This is a genomic window from Streptomyces sp. NPDC046712 (genome assembly GCF_040645695.1).
GTDB lineage: Bacteria > Actinomycetota > Actinomycetes > Streptomycetales > Streptomycetaceae > Streptomyces.
On record NZ_JBEYYW010000005.1, the window covers coordinates 278,502 to 294,212 of the forward strand.

At 71.9% G+C, this 15,711-nt stretch carries 15 protein-coding genes; 10 read left to right on the top strand and 5 right to left on the bottom strand.

Translation table 11 applies throughout. From position 1 onward, the window contains the following. Window positions 1-11 precede the first annotated feature (11 nt). Window positions 12-1,235, bottom strand: coding sequence for an STM4014 family protein (locus ABZ939_RS09745; protein WP_361851148.1), 1,224 nt, complete (start codon window positions 1,233-1,235; stop codon window positions 12-14). Then, a complete protein-coding gene (locus ABZ939_RS09750; RefSeq protein WP_361851150.1) occupies window positions 1,232-2,191 on the bottom strand; it encodes an STM4015 family protein in 960 nt (319 codons plus the stop codon). The genes ABZ939_RS09745 and ABZ939_RS09750 overlap by 4 nt, the downstream gene beginning before the upstream one ends. Before the next feature lie 166 nt (window positions 2,192-2,357). Between ABZ939_RS09750 and ABZ939_RS09755 the strand changes: the two genes are divergently transcribed. From ABZ939_RS09755 to ABZ939_RS09765, 3 genes are all read left to right on the top strand, one after another. Further along, window positions 2,358-2,684: a hypothetical protein gene (locus ABZ939_RS09755; protein ID WP_361851152.1), complete on the top strand. Its 327-nt coding sequence runs from the start codon at window positions 2,358-2,360 to the stop codon at window positions 2,682-2,684. A 12-nt stretch (window positions 2,685-2,696) separates the two neighbouring features. Next, window positions 2,697-3,710, top strand: coding sequence for a DUF6745 domain-containing protein (locus ABZ939_RS09760; RefSeq protein WP_361851154.1), 1,014 nt, complete (start codon window positions 2,697-2,699; stop codon window positions 3,708-3,710). A gap of 119 nt (window positions 3,711-3,829) precedes the next feature. Continuing rightward, entirely contained in the window at window positions 3,830-4,654 is an 825-nt protein-coding gene (locus tag ABZ939_RS09765; RefSeq protein WP_361851156.1) for an SIMPL domain-containing protein, read from the top strand. Between the two features lie 94 nt (window positions 4,655-4,748). Here the strand turns inward: ABZ939_RS09765 and ABZ939_RS09770 are convergent, their stop codons facing one another. Together ABZ939_RS09770 and ABZ939_RS09775 are read right to left on the bottom strand one after the other, a co-directional pair. Further along, window positions 4,749-5,378: a TetR family transcriptional regulator C-terminal domain-containing protein gene (locus tag ABZ939_RS09770; RefSeq protein WP_361851158.1), complete on the bottom strand. Its 630-nt coding sequence runs from the start codon at window positions 5,376-5,378 to the stop codon at window positions 4,749-4,751. 76 nt (window positions 5,379-5,454) lie between these two features. Beyond that, window positions 5,455-6,633 carry a Glu/Leu/Phe/Val dehydrogenase dimerization domain-containing protein gene (locus tag ABZ939_RS09775; RefSeq protein WP_361851160.1) on the bottom strand — a complete coding sequence of 393 codons (1,179 nt, stop codon included), beginning with the start codon at window positions 6,631-6,633 and terminating at the stop codon, window positions 5,455-5,457. A gap of 86 nt (window positions 6,634-6,719) precedes the next feature. Here ABZ939_RS09775 and ABZ939_RS09780 point away from each other — a divergent pair, with 86 nt between their 5' ends. The 7 genes from ABZ939_RS09780 to ABZ939_RS09810 all read left to right on the top strand — a co-directional run bounded on the left by ABZ939_RS09780 (window position 6,720) and on the right by ABZ939_RS09810 (window position 13,889). After that, entirely contained in the window at window positions 6,720-7,946 is a 1,227-nt protein-coding gene (locus ABZ939_RS09780) for an MBL fold metallo-hydrolase (RefSeq protein WP_361851162.1), read from the top strand. A 741-nt stretch (window positions 7,947-8,687) separates the two neighbouring features. Next, window positions 8,688-9,860: an ATP-binding protein gene (locus ABZ939_RS09785; RefSeq protein ID WP_361851164.1), complete on the top strand. Its 1,173-nt coding sequence runs from the start codon at window positions 8,688-8,690 to the stop codon at window positions 9,858-9,860. Then, window positions 9,857-10,258 carry a roadblock/LC7 domain-containing protein gene (locus ABZ939_RS09790; RefSeq protein ID WP_355115089.1) on the top strand — a complete coding sequence of 134 codons (402 nt, stop codon included), beginning with the start codon at window positions 9,857-9,859 and terminating at the stop codon, window positions 10,256-10,258. The genes ABZ939_RS09785 and ABZ939_RS09790 overlap by 4 nt, the downstream gene beginning before the upstream one ends. Then, window positions 10,255-10,632 (top strand): DUF742 domain-containing protein, encoded by a 378-nt coding sequence (locus tag ABZ939_RS09795; protein WP_361851166.1) that lies wholly within the window; start codon window positions 10,255-10,257, stop codon window positions 10,630-10,632. Before ABZ939_RS09790 ends, ABZ939_RS09795 begins: the two co-directional genes overlap by 4 nt. Beyond that, window positions 10,607-11,200, top strand: a complete 594-nt coding sequence (locus ABZ939_RS09800; RefSeq protein ID WP_361851168.1) for an ATP/GTP-binding protein — start codon at window positions 10,607-10,609, stop codon at window positions 11,198-11,200. The genes ABZ939_RS09795 and ABZ939_RS09800 overlap by 26 nt, the downstream gene beginning before the upstream one ends. A gap of 8 nt (window positions 11,201-11,208) precedes the next feature. After that, entirely contained in the window at window positions 11,209-12,558 is a 1,350-nt protein-coding gene (locus tag ABZ939_RS09805; RefSeq protein WP_361851170.1) for a cytochrome P450, read from the top strand. A gap of 266 nt (window positions 12,559-12,824) precedes the next feature. Beyond that, window positions 12,825-13,889 carry a tryptophan dimethylallyltransferase family protein gene (locus ABZ939_RS09810; RefSeq protein ID WP_361851319.1) on the top strand — a complete coding sequence of 355 codons (1,065 nt, stop codon included), beginning with the start codon at window positions 12,825-12,827 and terminating at the stop codon, window positions 13,887-13,889. A gap of 19 nt (window positions 13,890-13,908) precedes the next feature. On the opposite strand, the gene ABZ939_RS09815 is transcribed toward ABZ939_RS09810, so the two are convergent. Beyond that, window positions 13,909-15,240: an NAD(P)-binding domain-containing protein gene (locus ABZ939_RS09815; RefSeq protein ID WP_361851172.1), complete on the bottom strand. Its 1,332-nt coding sequence runs from the start codon at window positions 15,238-15,240 to the stop codon at window positions 13,909-13,911. Window positions 15,241-15,711 lie beyond the last annotated feature (471 nt).

The window sequence follows — 15,711 nt, forward strand, 5'->3', positions numbered from 1 at the left end:
GGGCGGCTCGTTCACGCGGTGCTCGTTCCTGTGGTGCGGGTGGTGCGGGAGCTGTCAGGGGAGGGGGAGCTGAGGGTGGTGCGGGCGGTCCGGGTCGTGCTGGGGGCGGTCCGGGCGCTGCCGGCGCGGCTGAGCGCGGCGACCTGGGCCGCGTAGGTGTCCAGACCCTCCGCGCCGGTGCCCGGCAGGCCGGTGAGCCCGGGGAGCAGATCGCCGAAGGCGTTGACCTCGCCGACGGCGAAGCGGCGCCAGCCGGCGCCCGGCAGCAGATCGACACCGACGCACTGCGTGCCGGGGAACGCGGCGGCGGCCCGCTCGCACACGTCGAGCGCGTCCGCCCACCGGCCGCCCGCTCCGGCGACGGCCGCGCGCACGGCGCCCAGATCGCCCCGGGCGCCGCCCAGATGGAGATTGGTCATGGGCGAGCGGCTGGTCCGGACGACGGCATGGGTGGCCCGGCCGGCGGTCACCACCACCCGCAGATCGGCCGCGCGGCCGCCCTGGGCCGCCTTCGGCAACCAGCGCTCGATGTGCAGCCCGTCGGGGGCGAGCGCGTCCACGACGGCGGCGACCTCGCGCTCCGTCGTGTAACGGCGCACCCGGAGGGAGTTGAAGAGCCGTCCGTCCGGGGCGAGTTCCACGGAGGTCGTGGCCTGCACCCGGCCGGCGCCGTTCGTCTCCAGGGCCAACACCCCCGAGGCGGACGAGCCATGGGCGAGTTTCACGAACACCCGGCGCAGCCCGGAGGCGGCCATCAGGGAACGGAGGTCCGCCCAGCCGGCCACGGGCGGGGCGTCCGCGCCGGACGTCGGCGAGTCCGGCACCGGGACCATGGCCTCGCGCAGCCGGGCATGCGCGAGCCGCTTGTCGAACAGCACCGCCAGCTCGTCGGGGTCGTCGACCAGGACCGCCCCGGCGTCGCCGACGCTCCGGGCGAGCCGCGCCGTGGCGGCCGTGAACGCCTCGTACCAGCGGCCCGTGCCCTCGACCCGGGTCGGGTCGTCCGTGCCGCGCAGCAGCCGGTCGACCTCCGGGTCCTCGCCGGGCGACTCCAGCCGGACCGTCTCGCCCGGGTGGAACACGGCCCCGCCCCGCAGGACGTCGAGCCAGGGCTCGACCCGCGCGTCGGGCAGCCCGGCGGCCCGCACCGCGTCGCGGAAGAACGCGACCCGGCGGTTGCCCGGATTGCCGACCACGACGAGGCGGGGGTGCGCGAGGGGCGGGGACTGCGTCATTCCGCGACCGCGACGTACCGATAGATCTCGCCGTCGCCGTCGTCCTCCGGCTCCTGCGCGTCGTCGACGTCGACCGTCACCCCGTGCGGGGTGAGGGCGTCGACGATCCGCTCGCTCATCTTCTCGGACAGGTAGTGGTGGGAGAGGTCGAGATGCGTGAGATGGGTGAGCGGCTGCCCCACGAGCAGCGCCTCGGCCCCCTCGTCGGTGAGCGTGCCCATCGACAGGTCGAGGCGCTCGAGCCGGGCGACCACCGGGGCGCCCGCCACGGCGGCGGCGATCTCGTCCTGGATGACGCTGTTGCGCAGCCCGAGATGGCGCAGGGCGGGGAACCCGGTGCCGGCGAGCAGCGGCTCCAGGTCGGCGACCGCGGAGTCACCGCCGTACTCGTCCGTGCCGAGCCACAGGTCCAGCTTCTCCAGCGAGGGCAGGTCACTGCCCGCGATGCCGCGCACGACCCCGGCACCGAGACCGCCCGACTCCACCACGAGAGTGCGCAGCCCGGTGTGCCGGACCGCCGGGAAGGCGAGCCCCGAACCTCCGCGTACACCGAACTCCCGCAGGTCCGGGTAGGCGGCGAGCAGAGGTGTCACGTCGGACTGCTGGATCCAGGAGATCTCGCAGTCCTCGAAGCCCATGTCACCGAGGAAGACCGCCTCGAGAGCGGGGAGCCGGTCCTTGGCCGCGACGAGGGCGGCGACGATCGCCGCGGACGAGGTGTCGTACGCCTCGCTCCAGCCACCGACGATCAGCGCACGGACCCGGGCGGTGTCGACGTCCGCGAGGAAGCGGGCGAAGACCTGCTCCCACTGCTCGTCGTCGGGGTCGCCGTACGTCGGGGCGGAGACGCGCCAGGCCACGGAGGCGGCGTCCGGCAGTTCGACGTTGGAGTCACGGTCCGGGAATGCGAACGAGGGCAGGCCGTTCAGCTCCTGCAGATATCCCGAAATGGTCATGAGGGCTCCAGACACCGGACGGCGTTGATCGGCTGACGCGAGCAGTTGTACCAAGCCGCACCGACAACGCCGCGCGCCGGGGGCGGCCGGAGGCCGTTGTCAGTGGCTGCCTCTAGCGTCGAAGGGGTGGTCGACGCACGGCGTGTTCACCACGGAGGGGAGAGCCATGTACCGGCAGGGAGACGTGCTGATCGTGCCCGTCACGGACAGCGCGGTGCCCGCGCATGTGAAGGGCGCGGCGGGGGAGCCGAGAGACGCCAGGGGCCGGCTGGTCCTCGCGCTCGGCGAGGTCACCGGGCACGCCCACGCGATCCCGGGCCCGGGCCGACTGGTGCGCGAGCCCGGTCCCTTCGGGCCCCTGCTGCTCGAACTGCCCACGGGCGGACGGGTGGTGCACGAGGAGCACGCCCCGATCCCGCTGCCGAAGGGCTGGTACCGGGTGGTGCGACAGCGGGAGTACACGCCGGGTGCGTACCGGATCGTCGCGGACTGACAGGGGGAAGAGATGAACGGGACACCGACGACGGTGGACAGGTGGCGGGCCGTCGCGGCCGCCACGGGGGCGGCCGACCGGGCGGCGGCGGAGGCGGGGGTACGGCTCGCCTACCGCACGGCCGGGCTGGCGGCGCCGGAGCGGATCGTCTGGGCGGACTCGCCCCGGGCGGCCGTGACGCTCGTACGCGAACTGGCCGACGCGGGACGCTCGGTGCGCGACGAGGTCCGCACCCGACCCTGGGCCGAGGAGCGGCGACGGGCCCACGACGAGCTCGGGCCCGGCGGCTGGACCACCCTGTGGACGAGCACCGGGGCCCGGCTCTGGGACACCACGCGCGCACTCGCCGACCGCATACGGTCCGCCGTCGTGGACGACCTCGCCGTGGCGCCCGGCGAAGCCGCGGCCGTGCGCCAGGTGCTGCTCGACGCGGTCCTCGGCCAGCACGACGCGGCCTGGCTCGCCGCCTTCGACGGCCGTGGCGAACGCCTCCGCGGGCTCGCCGCGGTCGCCGAGCACGCGGGCTGGTGGTGGCCGTACGAGAAGGCGGTCGTCCTGTGCGAACGCCCCACCGAGCTGCACCGGGACGAGGCCGGACGCCTGGACCGGGGCGACGGCCCGGCGCTCGCCTACGGCGACGGCTTCGCGCTGTACGCCTGGCGGGGCATGTCGGTGCCCGCGGAGTTCCTCGCGGGGCTCGACGGGCTCACCCCGGAGCGGATACGCGCCGAGGAGAACGCCGAGCTTCGGCGCGTGATGCTGGAGTACTTCGGATACGACCGGTATCTGGCGGAGTCGGGCGCCCGGCCGGTGGACCGGGACGAGACCGGCGTGCTGTGGCGCATCGAACTGGCCGACGACGAGGATGTGGCCATGGTCGAGGTGGTCAACGCGACCCCGGAACCGGACGGCACCTTCCGTACCTACTGGCTGCGAGTGCCACCGGAGACACGGACCGCGCGGCAGGGGGTCGCCTGGACGTTCGGGCTGGCGTCGGAGGTGTACGAGCCTCTCGTCCAGACCTGAGCGGGTGACGGGGCAGGAGTGGCGCGCGGGAGGGAGCGCCGGGGGGTGTTGGGATGTGCGCGACGCCGGGCGGCTCTCCGGCAGCGACCGCACCACAGCGACCCCCGAAAGGAACGCCTGTGAGGACCAGTCATCTCCCGAGCAGCCAACTCCTGGCCGAACCCATCGGTTCGCCGTTCCATGTCCGCCCGCTCGTCGGCCCGCTCGGCCGGGCGATCGCCCTGGGCACGGTGCTCGGCGCGCTGACGCTCGGGGCTGCGGCGCCCGCGCTAGCCGTGGGCCCCGACGCAGCGGCACCCCCGACCACCGCGACCGCCACGGCTCCGGCGACGCTCACCGTGACCGGTACCGGCCGGGCCGCCGCCGCGCCCGACCTCGCGGTTCTCTCGGTGGGCGTCGAGGCGACCCGTAAGACAGCCAAGGAGGCGATGGCCGCCCAGCGCACCGCGGCGGAGGCTCTGCTCGCCGCCCTGCGGAAGCAGTCCGTCGCGGACCGGGACATCCGTACCGACAGCCTGTCCCTCTCCCCGGTCTACGCCCAGACCGCCGACGGGGAAAGCAAGGTGACGGGCTATCAGGCCTCCCAGAGCTTCTCCGCGAAGATCCGGGACGTCGACAGGGCGGGCCAGGTCATCGGGGCGGTGACCGACGCCGCGGGGGACGCGGGCCGCGTCAACGGCGTCGCCTTCGACGTCGCCGACCCGAGCGCGCTGCGGGCGAAGGCCCGCGAGATCGCCCACAAGGACGCGCACGACAAAGCCGCCCAGCACGCGAGGCTCAGCGGGCACCGACTCGGCCGGCTCGTGTCCCTGACCGAGGGCGACAGCGTCCGCCCCGGCGCCGGAGCCGCCCCCGGAATGCCCGCAGACGCTCCGGAGGCCCCCCTGGCCCCCGGCGAGATCGAGGAGCAGGTGACGGTCACGGCGGTGTACGAACTGCTCTGACCGAAGGCTGAACGACTGACGCCCGACGACGGACGACAAGAGGCCCGCGACCGAGGGCCGACGACGGATGACGGGCGACGGACGACCGCGTCGGCTAGGGCTGAGCGGACTCCGGCGCCGTGCCGTCCAGCGAGGGCAGGCCGAGTTCGCGGGCCAGGGCGGCGTCGGCCCACTCCAGCATCGCGGCGCGGGAGAGCGATCCGGCGTACGAGGTCATCTGTACGGCGAGCCCGTCCAGGAAAGCGGTCAGGCGCCAGGCCGCGGCGGCCGGGTCCGTGCAGGGGAACTCGCCGGCCGCCGCGCCCTCGGCGATCACCTGGGTCAGGGCGGCCTTCCACTGCTGGTCGAGCGCCCCGGCGACCTCGCGCAGCGCCGGATCCCGCAGGCAGGCCGCCCAGCCCTCGATCCAGAGCCGCCAGCCCTTGGCCTGCCCGGTAGGGGCGTACCAGCGGACGGCAGCACGCAGCCGGCGCAGGGCCGTGGTCCGCCGCCCGAGGAGACGGCGCAGATGCGCCAGGTCGGCCTCGGCGGCGTAGGTGAAGGCCGCGGCGACGAGCTTCTCCTTGGTCGAGAAGTGGTAGAGCACCAGCGCGTTGCTGACGCCGAGCGCGGAGGCCACATCGGCGATCCTGACGGCCGCCACTCCCCGTGCCTCGATCTGTTCGACGGCGGCCCGGAGGAGTTCCTCCTGCCGCTCCGCCACGCTCAACCGCACTCTCGCCACGTCGGTCAGCCTACACAGCACATGACACGGGCATGATCATTTATGCGGGCCCGCCGGGCCGCCCCGGGCGGTGCCGTCAGTACCAGCCGTAACGCTCCGCGATCTCCGGCAGCCGCTCCTCCACCAGCGCGTGCGCCGCCGCGCGCGGAGTGCTTCCGTCCGCCTCCGCCCGGTCCAGCATCCGGCCCACCAGGGACCGCATGGCCCGCCGGGTGTGTGCGAAGGCCTCGTCCGCGTCCGCCCCGATGTCGCCGAAGAGCGTCCACCACCACCAGGCGTTGGTGCCGGAATTGACCACGACGTCCGGGAGCACCACGACCCCGCGCGCGGCGAGCAGCTCCTCCGCCTCGGGGAGGACCGGCATGTTCGCCGCCTCGACGATCCACCGGGCTCGGATCCGCCCCTGGGCCTCGGCGTCGATCGCGTACGAGACGGCAGCCGGGACCAGCACGTCCGCCTCGGCCGACAGCCAGGCGTCGCCCGCCTCCTCCCGGTCCCCGGGCCGCAGCGCCGAGCGGTCCACGGTCCCGTGCGCGTCGCGGGCCGCGAGGAGCGCTTCGACGTCGAGGCCGTCCGGATTGACGATCGTCCCCTTCACATCGGCGACCGCGACCACGGTGAGCCCGGCCCGGTCCAGGAAGCGGGCGGTGGCACCGCCCATGGTTCCCAGACCCTGGACCGAGACCCGGGTCCCGGCGTACGGCCGCCCGGCCCGGTCCAGAGCCACGAGGACCGACTCGGCGACCCCGCAGCCGCCCACGAGCTCGTCAAGGCCGATCCCGTCCACCTCCACCGCGAAGGCGTCGGCGAGCCGCCGCCTGGCCGCCTCCTCGTCGTCCAGGAGCGGGTACACCGCCTGGATCGAGGAGACGAGCCCGGCCTCCGCCGCCGCCCGGTCGACCAGGTCCTGCGTCAGCCCCAGATCCTCGCCCGTGGTCCAGAAGCGCTCGATGTACGGGCGCATCGCCCGCAGGTAGCGGACCAGCACGCCGTACGCCTCGGGGGAGCGCGGGTCGCAGTCGATGCCGCCCTTGGCGCCGCCCAGCGGGACGTACCGGCTGCTCGGGTCGTAGTGCAGGGCCTCCTTCATGGTCATGCCACGGGCGAGCCCGGCGACCTCCTCTGCCGTGCACCCCTCGCGCATCCGCAGCCCGCCGCTGGCCACCCCGCGCACCAGCCGGTCGACGACCAGATGGCCGCGGCGGCCGGTCACGTGGTCGGTCCAGCCGACGGACAGCAGGGGGGCGGCGCTCATGGGAACACTCCGGGAATGGCGGCGGTACTGAACAGCTGTTCAGTATCACTCATCTCCCCGGCGAGGAACCTGGCGGGCCGCCCATAATGGAACGACACCGACCACCAGGAGGCCCCGTGACCGGCACCGGCTCCGACTACTCGCTTCGGGCCCGCCTGCGCGCCCTGCGGCCCGAGGCGTTCGGCGCCGACCCGGCCGGGGAGCGCATGGAGCGCATCCGGCGCTCGCCGAACTTCGCCGACGGCGTCTTCCGGAACCCCGTGTCCGCCCGGACCCGGCCGTCCGGATCCACCGTCGAGTTCGCCAAGATCTACTTCGAGAAGGAATCGCGGGCGCGTCGGGCCCCCACCGGTACCATCCCCGTTCACCCGACCACGCTGGCCGACCTCGCCAAGCCTCCGGTCTCGGGGCTCCGCCTGACCTGGATGGGGCACTCCAGCGTCCTCGCCGAGATCGACGGCCACCGGGTCCTCTTCGATCCCGTCTGGGGCGACCGCTGCTCGCCCTTCGCGTTCGCCGGGCCCAAGCGGCTGCACCCCGTGCCGCTGCCGCTCGCGGCCCTCGGCCCGGTCGACGTCGTCGTGATCTCGCACGACCACTACGACCACCTCGATCTGCCCACGATCAAGGCCCTGGCCTCCACGGACACGGTCTTCGCGGTCCCGCTGGGCGTCGGAGCCCATCTCGAGCGCTGGGGTGTGCCGGCCTCGCGGCTGCGCGAGCTGGACTGGAACGAGTCCACCGAGATCGGTGAGCTGCGGCTCACCGCGACCCCCGCCCGGCACTTCTGCGGCCGAGGTCTGCGCAACACCCAGCACACGCTCTGGGCCTCCTGGGTCGTCGCGGGCCCGGACCACCGGATCTACCACAGCGGTGACACGGGCTACTTCCCTGGCTTCGCCGAGATCGGCGCCGCGCACGGCCCCTTCGACGCGACCATGATCCAGATCGGGGCGTACAGCGAGTACTGGCCCGACATCCACATGACGCCCGCCGAGGGCATGCGGGCCCATCTCGATCTCCAGGGCGGCCGCCCGCACGGCGTGCTGCTGCCGATCCACTGGGGCACCTTCAACCTGGCCCCGCACGCGTGGGCGGAACCCGGCGAGTGGACGAACGACGCCGCGGCGGAGGCCGGCCAGGCCGTCGCGTCCCCCCGTCCCGGCGAGCCCTTCGAGCCCTCGGGGAAGCTCCCCGCGGACCCGTGGTGGCGAGGGGTCTCCGCACCCATCGCGCGCCCGTGGCGCCGCCCCAAGGGGCAGACCCAGGCCCAGGCGGCCCAGGACGATCTCGACCTCGCGGGCGAGCGGTAGGGGGATCATGCCGGGCTCGCGACGCCTGGCACCGCGCCTCGCCGTGTTGTCGTCGGTCCCTGATCCGGCCTGATCGACGAAACAGCCCTTAGCCCCGGGGTCCTGTACGAACCTGGCGAGCCGCCTCGGACGTCGCGCGACCGGCCGCCGTGAGCTGCGGGGCTGCCCCCTTACCGCCCCGCCCGGCCATCGAGCCGCGGCCCACTGACCACACCCGCGGTTCCGCCCCCCCGGCCAAGACGTCATGGCCGGGGGCCGTAGGCCCGCCCGCAGCCCGGCCGCAAGCCCGTCGCCCGGCCCGCTCGCCCGCCCGTCGCCGCGCCCGCAGGCCCGCCAGCAGCCCGGCCCGCAGGCCGTTCGCCCGCAAGCTCACCCGCCAGCGCGAAATACCCGGTACGCCCCCGTTGCTCCAGGGCAATTCCCGGCCGTCTCCTACAAGTTCGTGAACTTCCCACGCTGCGTGCGCTGCTCGGTCGTGAACTCCCCACGCGGCGCGGCCTGCGACTTCCGTCGCGGCCTCCCCTTATCGGTCAATGCCCACCGCACACCCCCCTGTTGACGATCGGTCACCTGTTCGTCGCCCGGTGATACGATCATTCCGCTTGCGGGGTGGGGGATGGGCGAAGACGACATCTCCGACGACGGTGGCCATCCGAACAATGACCAGGTTCGGACGGCCCGTCGGTCCACCCGCATGGACGGAATTCAGCAGCTGGCCGTCAGTCGCCTGAAGAGAGTCTTATGACGCATTACGCACAGAACCCAGTGCTCTGGGCCCTTCTCGTCGCCGTCCTCGGCGCGGTCGCCGTCATTGTTCGCCAGCGCAGGGCGGCGCGGGCTCTACGGGGTGAGATCGAGGAGATCAAAGCCCACTACACCGAGCTGGAGAGCAGCTTCTCGAAATCCGTCGAGGCCGAGAAAGAACGAGCTCAGGACGCGACGAAATCGGTCCTCAAGTCCGCGATGCGGACACTTCAGGGCCTCGCCGCCGAACAGCAGTCGGTCATTTCCGGCCTGCAGAGCAAATACGGCGAGTCGGTCATTCTCCAGGACCTTCTGGAGATCGACCACACGAACTCCCAGTTCGGACGGCGTGCTCAGTCCATCGCCGTGCTGTGTGACGGCTGGCTGGGGCGCCAGCGCGAGATCGCCTCGGTCTACGACGTGGTCCGCAGCGCGCAGGGCAGGGTCCGTCACTTCCGGCGCGTGGAGATCCTTTCGCAGGTCGACTTCGGTATCACCAGTCGGTCCGTCGAACCGGTGGCGCTGGCTCTCGCCGAGCTGCTCGACAACGCCACCAGCTACTCCAGCCCGGACACCGTGGTCGAAATCAACATTCGCACCGTCCCCAAGGGCATTTGCATCGTCGTCGACGATGCCGGCGTCGGCATGAATGACGAGGAGAGGGCCAGGGCCGCGAAACTCCTGTCGACCGAGCGGGTCTCCGGCGTTTCGGGGCTCGGCAGCCCTCCGCAGTTCGGCTTCGCCGTCATCGGCGTGCTCTGCGAGCGCTTCGGCTTCGAGGTGTCCGTGGACTCCAGTTCGCCGTACGGAGGCGTCCGCGCGGTCCTCCTCCTGCCGCACGATCTGCTCACCGGCATGCCGGAGAAGAAGGTCCCGGCGCCCGCCGCCCCCGCCGCCGCCGTCGCCGCGACGGACCCGGGCGGCCCCGAATCCGCGCTGACCGCGTCCTCGACGTCCGACGGTCTGCCGAAGCGCCGCCGCAAGCGGCCGATGGCCATCGTGCCCGGCAGCACGACCACGCCCGCGGCCACCCGCTCCGGTGCGGAAACCGCGGCGATCATGGGGGCCTTCCAGCGAGGCACGCAATCCGGACGGGCCACGCGCTCGGACGCGGCGGATCAGACGAGCAGCACACGTGATGCGAGCAGCGAAGGGCATGAGGTCTCGTGAACGACGATCTGTCATGGATGCTTGACAGCGCCTTGGAGATACCCGGGGCGCTCCACGCGGTCCTGGTCTCCGCGGACGGTCTGCTGATGGCCCGTACGAAGGACTTCGACAAGGACAACGCGGACACCGTCGCCGCCGCGATGAGCGGCGTGCAGTCGCTCAGCCGCTCGCTCGGGTTCTTCGTCGACGGGGGCCACCTGCGGTGGCGCCAGACGCTGGTCGAGTTCGACGGCGGCTGGGTCTTCCTGATCTCCGCCGGGGAGGGCGCGTATCTCGGCGTCTCGGCCTCGCCGGACGTCGACATGCAGGACATCACGTTCCGGATGCAGCAGCTCGTCGGCCAGCTGGGCAAGGCCTTGACGACGCCGCCGCGCGAGAACCTCGGCGTGCGCTCATGAGCGGCTTCGACGAACGGGAGCCCGAGGCCGCGGAATTAGTGCGTCCGTACGTCATCACCAAGGGACGCGGCCTGCCCGACGAGGAGCAGCTGTCCCTGATCACCCTGGTCACCGCGGTGGAGGACCACCAGCAGCGGCCGACCCGGCTCTCGCCCGAGGAACAGGGTCTGCTGGAGCTGTGCACCGCCGGCTACCTCTCGGTCGCCGAGATCGCGGGGCACACCCGGCTGCCCATGGGTGTGGTGAAGATCCTCCTCTCGGCGCTCACCGAGGGCGGCTACCTCATCACCCGTCCGCCCGTGCAGCGTGCCACGCTCGCCGACCGGGACATCCTCGAGGAGGTGCTGAATGGGCTACGCACCAAATTTGGATGAACAGGCGTACGTCCGTGGCGGGGCGACGCAGATCGCCGTGAAGATCCTCGTCGTCGGTCACTTCGCCGTCGGCAAGACGACCTTCATCGGTGCGATTTCGGAGATCCCTCCGCTGTCCACCGAGGAGACGATGACCCGCGCCGGCGAGTCCTTCGACGACCTCAAGGGAGTCCGGACCAAGACCACCACGACGGTGGCCATGGACTTCGGCCGACTGACCATCAGCGACCGCGTGGTGCTGTACCTGTTCGGAACGCCCGGTCAGCAGCGCTTCGTTCAGATGTGGGAGGACATGGCGCGCGGTGCGCTCGGCGCGCTGGTGCTCGTCGACCCCGAGCGGCTGGCGGACTCCTTCGCCGTGATCGACCTGATCGAACAGTACGGCCTCGACTACGCGATCGCCGTCAACCGCTTCGACGGCACGGCGGACCGAGAGGAACGGGCGCTGCGCGAGGCACTGGACCTGCTCGACGACACCCCGGTCGTCACCTGCGACGCGCGCGACGAACAGTCGTCCGCCGACGCGCTGATCACACTCGTCCGGCATCTGCTGGACCGCGCTCACTAGGACCAGACATGGACGCTCAACCCACCGCTCCCGTGCCCCCGCCCGGGTGCCCCGCCCACCACGTCGGCGCCCGGGTGCCGCTGTACGGGCCGGAGTTCGCGGCAGATCCCCAGGCGTACTACTCCTATCTGCGCCACTACGGCCCCACCGCACCCGTGGAGCTCGCTCCAGGGGTGGAGGCCACCCTCGTCACCGACTACGCGACCGCCCTGCAACTCCTGCAGGACTCGGGCTCCTTCCGTAAGGACGCCCGCCGCTGGCGGGACCTCGCCGAAGGCCTGATCAGTCCGGACAACCCGGTCGTGCCCGCGCTGGCGTACCGGGCCAACAGCATGTTCAGCGACGGGGCCGAGCACCTGCGGCTGCGCCAGGCGATCACGGACAGCATGGCCCGCGTCGACGCGCGCAAGCTGACCCGGACCACCGAGCAGGTCTCCGAGTACCTCATCTCGCAGTTCGGCTCGCGTGGCTCCGCCGATCTGCTCGGTGACTACGCCAGGCAGCTGCCGCTGTTCGTGTTCAACGAACTCTTCGGCTGCCCCGCCGACATCGGTGACCGGGTGCTGTTCGGCATCACCGGCATGTTCGACGGCATCAACGCCGAACGGGCCGTCGAGGTCCTGTTCGGTGCCGTCGGCGAGCTGGTGGCGCTCAAGCGTGCCAGGCCGGGCGAGGACGTCACCTCCTGGCTGATGCAGCATCAGGCGAAGCTGACCGACGAGGAGATGGTCCATCAGGTCGCCCTGCTCCTGGGCGCGGGCACCGACCCGCTGGGCAACCTCATCGGCAACACGCTTCACCGGCTGCTCACCCACGACCGGTACGCCGACGGGGGCGGCCTGATCGACGAGGCCCTCGACGACACCCTGTGGGACAACCCGCCCATGGCCAACTACGCGGCGCACTACCCGGCGGCCGACATGGAGTTCGCCGGTCAGAAGTTCCGGGCGGGCGATCTCGTGCTGGTCAGCTTCGCGGCCGCCAACTCGGGGCCGAAGCTGACGGCCGCACGCCAGGCCGGAAGCAACCGGTCCCATCTGGCGTGGAGCGCGGGCCCCCACGCCTGCCCGTCCAAGGAGCCTGCCCGGCAGATCACCGTCACCGCCATCGAGAACCTGCTCAACCAGCTCCCCGATGTCGAACTGTCCGTCCCGGAGGACAGCCTCGTCTGGCGCCCGGGCCCGTTCAACCGGGGCCTCACCACGCTGCCCGCCCGGTTCACCGCGGTCGAGACCGTGCGCCGGACCGGCGCGGAGGCCCGTCCGGAGGCGTCCAAGCAGCCGCAGACGTCCGAGGCGGGCCGTAGGCGCGAACGCGGCGGAATGTGGAGCCAGTTCCTCAACTGGCTGGCGAAGTGATGGACGCAACTCCCCTTGGCTTCCCCGCCATCGCATGAATGATCAGCCGTGGGGGTAGTGAGCACCGCGTTGTTCTGGCGTGCTTACGAGGCTAAGGAGGTGTCGTGGAGCACATATCCACCGACGCCGGTTTCATGCAAGGTCCCATCGAGTTCGGCCCCCTCGATACCCGCCCATCCGGGCGGGTATCTTCTTGGGCGCTCAGGCGCAGTACGGAGACGCTCGGCGGTCACGCGGCGAGACAGGTCCTGCGGCTGTGCGAGGCCGTGGGGTTGAGCGGAGCCGACTCCGCCGAGTACGCGCAGACGCTGCTCACCGCGCTGGGCCCCGCCGCCGAGCGGCCGCTCGATCTGCCGCCCGAGCGCTCCTTCCTCTCCGACGACCACACGCCGGTGGAGTACTCGCTCGCCTTCGTCCCGGACGCGGGCCCGACGCTGCGGGTGCTGCTGGAGCCCGGGTACGGCGCCGGCAGCCTGGCGGAGAACGGGCGCGTCGGACTGCGGGTGGTCCACGAGATGGCGCGGCGATGGGGATTCGACACCAAGCGGCTGGACGAGCTCGAGGACCTGTTCTTCCCTCCCGAGCCCGAGGGCCCGCTGGCGCTCTGGTGCGCGCTGGAGCTGGTCCCCGGCGGGGTCCCCAAGGCCAAGGTGTACCTGAACCCCGCGGCGTCCGGGCAGGAACGTTCCGCCGACACGGTGCGTGAGGCGCTGCGCCGGCTCGGCCACCGCCAGGCGTTCGCGGCACTGCCCGAGGGCGATCGCCATCTGTTCTTCGCCCTGGATCTGGGTGACTGGGAAGAACCCCGCGTGAAGGTCTACCTCGCGCACCAGGAGCTGACGGCAGCGGACGCGGCCGGTCTGTCCCGCGTGGACGGCGGCCCCCGACGGACGGAGATCAAGCGGTTCTTCCGCACGGCGGCCGGGCACGACATCGAAGCCGACGGCTTCGACCACCCGGATGTGCCGCTCGACCGCCGGCCGGGCCTGAGCTGCCACGCCTTCACCGAGAGCCGGACCGGCCTGCCCAGCGGGTTCACCCTGCACATCCCGGTCCGCGACTACGCCCGCCACGACGGGGAGGCCCTCGACCGGGCGGTGGCCGTGCTCCGCCGCCACGGCATGGACCCGGCTCCGCTCGTCCGGGCCCTGTCCGCCGTCACCTCGCGCCGGCTCCAGGACGGCGTGGGGCTCATCGCCTACCTGGGACTCGTCCACCAGCAGGGCCGGCCGCCGCGGATGAACGCGTACATCTCCTCGGAGGCGTACGAGGTCAGGCCGCCGGCCACCGTGGCCGTACCGGCTCCTCGGCCGGAGGTCGTCCACTCATGAGGCTCCCCGCCGCCCGGGGTCACGCGTCCTGCAACTCCCGCAGCTCCCGCAGGTAGGGGCCGACGTCCACCTGGATCGAGGAACCCTCGGACCGCCCGTAGCGCTCCTCGATACCAGTCAGGTACGTGCTGATCTCCTCGCGCATGACATCCGCGGACGGCAGGGTGACGTCGCCGTCGACGATCCGTGCCACCCACCTGGCCTGGGCCTCCACAAGGCGCGTGATCGAGCCCACGGGACGTATCAGACCGACGAAGTACAGGCCGGGCCGGTCGGCTGCGACAACGCGCTTGTACAGTTCGACCGCCCCCCGCCGCGGGCCCGCCGGACACCCGGCGGGCAGGAAGGGGAAGGCCATGCGGAATCCGGTGCAGTACACGATCGCGTCCGCCTCCACCGAGGTTCCGTCGGTGAAGGCCACCCGGCGGCCGTCGAGGGAGTCGATCGCGGGCTTCGGGATCACCGCGCCGTGCCGTATGCGGCTGAGGATCTCGTCCGAGATGGTCACGGCCGAGGAGAAGATGGCGTGGTCGGGCTCGGGCAGGCCGTAGTCCGACAGCTTCCCCCGAGCCACGAGCAGCGCCTGCTCGACGAAGCTCCGCTGCTCGGGGAAGGACATCTCGTTCCACCACGGCGCGTCGGCGATCAGATCCACGGACATGCCGAAGAGCTGCTTGGGCACGACGTGCAGCCCCCGGCGGACGGACAGGACGGTCTGCGCGGCATGCCGGGAGAGGTCGGAGGCGATGTCCACCCCCGACGCTCCCATGCCCACCACGACGACCCGCTGCCCGGCGAAGTCGCTGCCGTCGCGGAAGTCCATCGAATGGAGAATCCTTCCGGCGAAGGAGTCGGCGCCCGGCGGCAACGGATTCGGCAGCGCCGCCTCCGTGTTGTGGCCCGAGGCGACGATCACCTGCTCGAAACGCCGCTCCGACTCCTCTCCTAGGGCGTCCCGGCTGATGACCGTCCAGACACCGTCGGCGTCCTGCCGTACGGAGACCACTTCCGTACGCAGTTCGATACGGGGCAGCAGTCCGGCCCACTCGGCGAAGGACCGCAGATAGGCGGCGACGTCGCTGTGCCTGGGGTAGAGGGGCAGCTCGTCCGGCATCGGGAAGTCCGAGTAGCCGGTGAGCTGTTTGGCGGTGTTCAGATGCAGCGACCCATAGGCCGGGCCCCGTTCGCCGGCCCCCGCCCGGCGCCAGATCCCTCCGACGTCCGGTGACTTCTCCAGGCAGACGAAGTCGATTCCCCTGACCGAGAGAGCGTGTGCGGTCGCCAGCCCTGACAGGCCCGCACCGATGACACACACGGTCGCCGCAGTGGGAACGGCACGTGACCCGTCCAAGGAACCCTCCACAGAACACCATCCGTCCTCGCACCGGGCGTCGACCGCAACCGGTGCCTCAGCCTTCTCCGCGCGGGAGCCCGGGGCCTCACGATACCGATCAAGCTTCGCGCAGGTGGGTGGGGTGGTTCCGGTCGTACGGACAGTCACGTCGACGGTCATGGCACACGCAGGGGCGTGAACGGAAGCGAACGCGAATTCGAGGCCGAAAACGTGGCCGGAAAGAGGGAGGCGGAAGCCGTTGAGGGCGTGCTCAAGGACGCACGCACTCCCTGGCGCGATGTCCCGCCGGCCGATTCCGGTCAGGAACCGATTCCACCGAAGGCGGAGGCGTACACACGCCTCCGCCCCGTTCCGTTCCCGCGCCTTCACCGCGCCCCGCCGGGTTCCGGCCATACGTTCTCGGCCGGTCGTGCGAAGGGTGATACCAGAGTCGGGTGAGCTGCGGGTAAGTTTGCCAACTGCGCACCG

Excerpts from the sequence above, each read along its gene's own strand:
- ABZ939_RS09755 (WP_361851152.1), top strand. The coding sequence starts at position 2,358 with ATGTACCGGCAGGGAGACGTGCTGATCGTGCCCGTCACGGACAGCGCG.
- ABZ939_RS09805 (WP_361851170.1), top strand. The coding sequence starts at position 11,209 with ATGGACGCTCAACCCACCGCTCCCGTGCCCCCGCCCGGGTGCCCCGCC.
- ABZ939_RS09800 (WP_361851168.1), top strand. The coding sequence starts at position 10,607 with ATGGGCTACGCACCAAATTTGGATGAACAGGCGTACGTCCGTGGCGGG.
- ABZ939_RS09745 (WP_361851148.1), bottom strand. The coding sequence starts at position 1,235 with ATGACGCAGTCCCCGCCCCTCGCGCACCCCCGCCTCGTCGTGGTCGGC.
- ABZ939_RS09760 (WP_361851154.1), top strand. The coding sequence starts at position 2,697 with ATGAACGGGACACCGACGACGGTGGACAGGTGGCGGGCCGTCGCGGCC.
- ABZ939_RS09795 (WP_361851166.1), top strand. The coding sequence starts at position 10,255 with ATGAGCGGCTTCGACGAACGGGAGCCCGAGGCCGCGGAATTAGTGCGT.
- ABZ939_RS09780 (WP_361851162.1), top strand. The coding sequence starts at position 6,720 with ATGGAACGACACCGACCACCAGGAGGCCCCGTGACCGGCACCGGCTCC.
- ABZ939_RS09750 (WP_361851150.1), bottom strand. The coding sequence starts at position 2,191 with ATGACCATTTCGGGATATCTGCAGGAGCTGAACGGCCTGCCCTCGTTC.
- ABZ939_RS09785 (WP_361851164.1), top strand. The coding sequence starts at position 8,688 with ATGACGCATTACGCACAGAACCCAGTGCTCTGGGCCCTTCTCGTCGCC.
- ABZ939_RS09775 (WP_361851160.1), bottom strand. The coding sequence starts at position 6,633 with ATGAGCGCCGCCCCCCTGCTGTCCGTCGGCTGGACCGACCACGTGACC.